Genomic DNA, 3,724 nt, shown 5'->3' with positions numbered 1-3,724 from the left:
GAGTTCGTCTAATTTTACCTCTAACGAAGTCTCTAGTTAAATCATACCGTTACAAGACATCACTGACAATCAAGCTGTGGTTGATACATTTGCAAGCTTTAAACCGGACTATGCTATCCATGCTGCTGCAATTGCTGTGACAGACTTCTGCAACAAGCATCCTGATGTGGCATATAAAGTTAATGTGCAAGGTGCTATCAACGTAGCAAAAGCATGTAAAAAAAACGACACCAAATTGGTGTTTATCTCCACTGAGCAGGTGTTTAACGGTAACCCAGAGAAAGGCCCATACAATGAGCTAGACCAACCTGTACCAGATACCGTTTACGGCCAGAACAAACTTGAAGCTGAAAAAAAGTTAGCAGACATTCTCGAAGAGATGTGGGTACTGCGCTTTACATGGTTATTCGGCCTTCCTGAGCGCAACACTACCATCAACCCGAACGTGGTATGGAATACACTACAAGCATTGGTTAACGGCCAGTTAATGCAAGAGCGTCGTAATGAATTCCGTGGTCTAACTTACGTGCATGAGCTTATCGAACAGTTCCCGAAAATTTTCACTATTCCTTACGGCACATATCATACAGGGGCACATAACCCAGCAAGCCGCTACGAGATTGCTGAGCACATTCTCACTGAGCTAGGTCAACAAGAGCGCATAAGTGAACTCTTAGAAGCGATGAATGCACCGAAAACACGCGATGTTCGCTTAGACACAAGCAAACTCGCCGACCAAGGGGTGTTGTTTACCGAAAGTAAAGATGCCATTACCAAGTGCCTAAAAGAATTTCATTTTATTTAAATTTATTTGGCTGCGCAGAGGTGTAGCCTACCTCAAATTAGGAGCAACACCATGATTTATATGCTAGATACCGCAGACCTTAACGCAATTCGCAAAGCGGTAGATCTTTACCCACTGGCTGGCGTGACGACCAACCCATCAATTATCGCGAAAGAGAACCGTGCTCTCAAAGAGCTCCTACTGGATATTCGTAAGTGTATCGGTGAAGAGCGTATGCTACATGCACAAGTGATGGGTAAAGACGCAGATACAATGCTTAAAGAAGCAAAAGCTCTGAAAGCATTTGATCAAAACATCATAGTAAAAGTGCCAGCAACCCCACAAGGTGTTAAAGCAATGAAGCTTATCCATACAGAAGGCATCCGTATTACCGCAACGGCAATTCTTACTCCTCAGCAAGCGCTAATGGCAGCAGTTGCTGGCGCAGAGTTTTTAGCCCCTTATGTAAATCGTTTGGACAATATCTGTAGCGATGGTGTAAATGTCGCTGCTGAGATGGTGGCGCTGATCGACACCTATAACTTGGGTGCTAAAGTTCTCGGTGCATCATTTAAGAACGTCCAGCAAGTTCATCAACTATCTCTAGTAGGCGCACACTCAGTAACGATTGCTCCAGACGTGTTTGATCAGCTGTTGGTTCATCCACTAACAGACTCTGGTGTCGCTGGTTTTGTTGCCGATTGGGAAGGTGTTTATGGGAAAGATACAACGGTGCTAGATGTACTATAATCATGTATTGGGAATAGATATATGTGATTATATGACTATACAAAATCTACAGTGTGAATACCGCTATAAACGATCTGCTGGTTTCACATTAGTAGAGTTAATCACCGTTGTCCTCATTCTCGCAATACTAGCCATTGTAGCGGCACCGAAATTCTTTAGTTTGAAGCAGTCTGCGAAATCTGCCTCAATTGAAGCCATAGCGGGAGCGATGGAGGGAGTGATAACCCAAGTCAATGCCAAAGCTTACGCGAAAAACTTGGTTCCATCGGAAACATACTCTGGAAATGCCAACCAAATCGAATATGTTATCGATTTTGGGATTGGTTCAGTTGAAGTGGATTGGGCGACGTTGTGCCCGGAGAGTGAAGGCGAGTCTGCAGATGCTTTGACTATGCTTGATTTCTTAACACTCAACTCTGCCGGAGGACTCACATCAGACGTGGGAAATCGACATACTGTTATTGGCTATAATTATTCGTTTTCAACGAGTGAGTTAAATAGTCAGAATCTCACTACGCTACCCGATGGATGCTATGTTATTTATGATTCGTTTGGAGGCAGAGATAACAATGTGTGTCCATCCGGAGGATGTATTTGTACCGTACGGGTGATCAATACACAATGCTAGTTATGACATGCCTTTTTCTGTCGTGACGCCAACCTGTTGAACTACGTATAAAACTCTCGTTCGATGAACGTACCAATCACTTTGTCGTGCGTCGACTATGATTCTGAAAAGCAGTTAGTTTTTCCAAACGAATCGTTTTAAACGAGTTCTTAATGTTAGGTGTGAGCGCTCAATTCTCTGCGTATACCTTTTACCTACGATATGCATTTCTAGCGGTAACATTTTTATAGTAATCCGAAGGGGGCGTTGACTTGAACACGGTTTTGGAATGACGAGCTTTCGGCTGAGCGATCGATGTGCTTTTTAAACGCTCGATTCACCTGTCTAATGTTATCGAAATTGAGGAGTTCGCTTTGTATTAGGAAGTCTGTGCTTGCTGACAGGAGTCGTCAACCCGACGTACTAGTTCTCGTTGGGCAAACTCAAATTGACTTTTTACGTAGGAAGTAGCTCTTTACCACAATTCGGGCTTATCAAAAGCCTTTACACATTGTGAGGCGCCAACGATTGGTTCTAGAGGATGTTGAGATAGCGATTTGGCAAGCCAACCATGTGGATAGGTCAATTCATGTGGAGCAGAAAATTGTTCGATAGTGATTTGTTCAAAACCAATGCGACCATAAAATGCAGGGTCTCCATAAGTAAATGCAAGTGATACTCCACGTTCAGCCATTGTTTCTAACCCATATCGAATAAGTCTCTGGCCTATACCTTTACCTTGAAAGTCAGTGTGTACAGCCACTGGTGCTAGTAGAAATGCTATTTTGTCTGATTCAAATCGCAGACGAGTGAAGTAAATAGCACCAATTAGCTCTTCGTTATCTATAGCAGCAAACACGTAAATATCGTCACCATCCGTGTTTTCAATGAGATCTTTAGCGAGCTGACCGACTACCTCTCCTTCTTGTTTATCTTCCGAGTTGCTAAACGTCAACATAAAAAGTTGCTCTAGCGATTCAGCCTGGGGCTGTTTTAACAGTATGAAATTCATTTCAAGTAATCTATTACTAATGATTGAATGAAGTTTAAACTATAAAGCCATAGATAGGTCAAGTTGGAGTGGTCTAATCAGAAGTTTGCAGGCCGAACGAGGTTAGATACTTTTACTAATGCTAAAAAGCTGTTGTCCAAACTGACTTTATACGCACCATAACTAAAAATTTAGACGGCAATAATCTATAAAAATTGAACAATGTACGAGGCATATAGAAACATGACTCGTACATTGCTGATTTGCCATTCTAAGTGAGAACTGGCTGTATCAAGATGGAAACGTAATCACTAAGCTAAAAACTCCTAATGCTGCACCGAGTACCGCAAAGCGAAAACTCAGGCGGACGTTCAAATCGAACATCCAGCTCATGAATTGCATCATTATCGACAGAAATTGACTGTTTGTTTAGCGCTTTAATGGGGCCATTATTGCCCATCGCGTACCGAATAATCCATTTTGGGTTGGCTGTGTTTTTAATAGCTACAGAATGGCTTATCAGAAAACGCCGTAAAGCCTCTTCCTTTAGGTGGAGGATATAAGGCGATTAATGCGCAAGCATTAAAAATAC

General features: G+C 42.4%; 4 protein-coding genes and 1 pseudogene. 3 read left to right on the top strand and 2 right to left on the bottom strand.

Annotated features, from left to right (window positions below; translation table 11 throughout):
* Positions 1-40: 40 nt before the first annotated feature.
* From ACM2FC_RS23385 to ACM2FC_RS23375, 3 genes are read left to right on the top strand one after another with little or no spacing between them, the layout of a single operon-like run.
* The gene (locus ACM2FC_RS23385) at positions 41-805 is read left to right on the top strand and encodes an SDR family oxidoreductase (RefSeq protein WP_498483443.1); all 765 of its coding nucleotides are present in this window, start codon (positions 41-43) and stop codon (positions 803-805) included.
* A 51-nt stretch (positions 806-856) separates the two neighbouring features.
* The gene (locus tag ACM2FC_RS23380) at positions 857-1,534 is read left to right on the top strand and encodes a transaldolase family protein (RefSeq protein ID WP_498483442.1); all 678 of its coding nucleotides are present in this window, start codon (positions 857-859) and stop codon (positions 1,532-1,534) included.
* 31 nt (positions 1,535-1,565) lie between these two features.
* Positions 1,566-2,162 (top strand): type II secretion system protein, encoded by a 597-nt coding sequence (locus ACM2FC_RS23375; RefSeq protein WP_498483441.1) that lies wholly within the window; start codon positions 1,566-1,568, stop codon positions 2,160-2,162.
* A 95-nt stretch (positions 2,163-2,257) separates the two neighbouring features.
* On the opposite strand, the pseudogene ACM2FC_RS23370 reads toward ACM2FC_RS23375, so the two are convergent.
* Positions 2,258-2,381: pseudogene (locus tag ACM2FC_RS23370) on the bottom strand (IS1 family transposase); the annotation flags it as partial.
* A 235-nt stretch (positions 2,382-2,616) separates the two neighbouring features.
* Positions 2,617-3,153: a GNAT family N-acetyltransferase gene (locus tag ACM2FC_RS23365; RefSeq protein WP_498483440.1), complete on the bottom strand. Its 537-nt coding sequence runs from the start codon at positions 3,151-3,153 to the stop codon at positions 2,617-2,619.
* Between the last annotated feature and the right edge of the window lie 571 nt (positions 3,154-3,724).

The sequence above is a fragment of the Vibrio sp. A37 genome (assembly GCF_059777565.1).
Note: the sequence above shows the minus strand (reverse complement) of the source record. Positions and strands in the feature narration are given on the sequence as shown.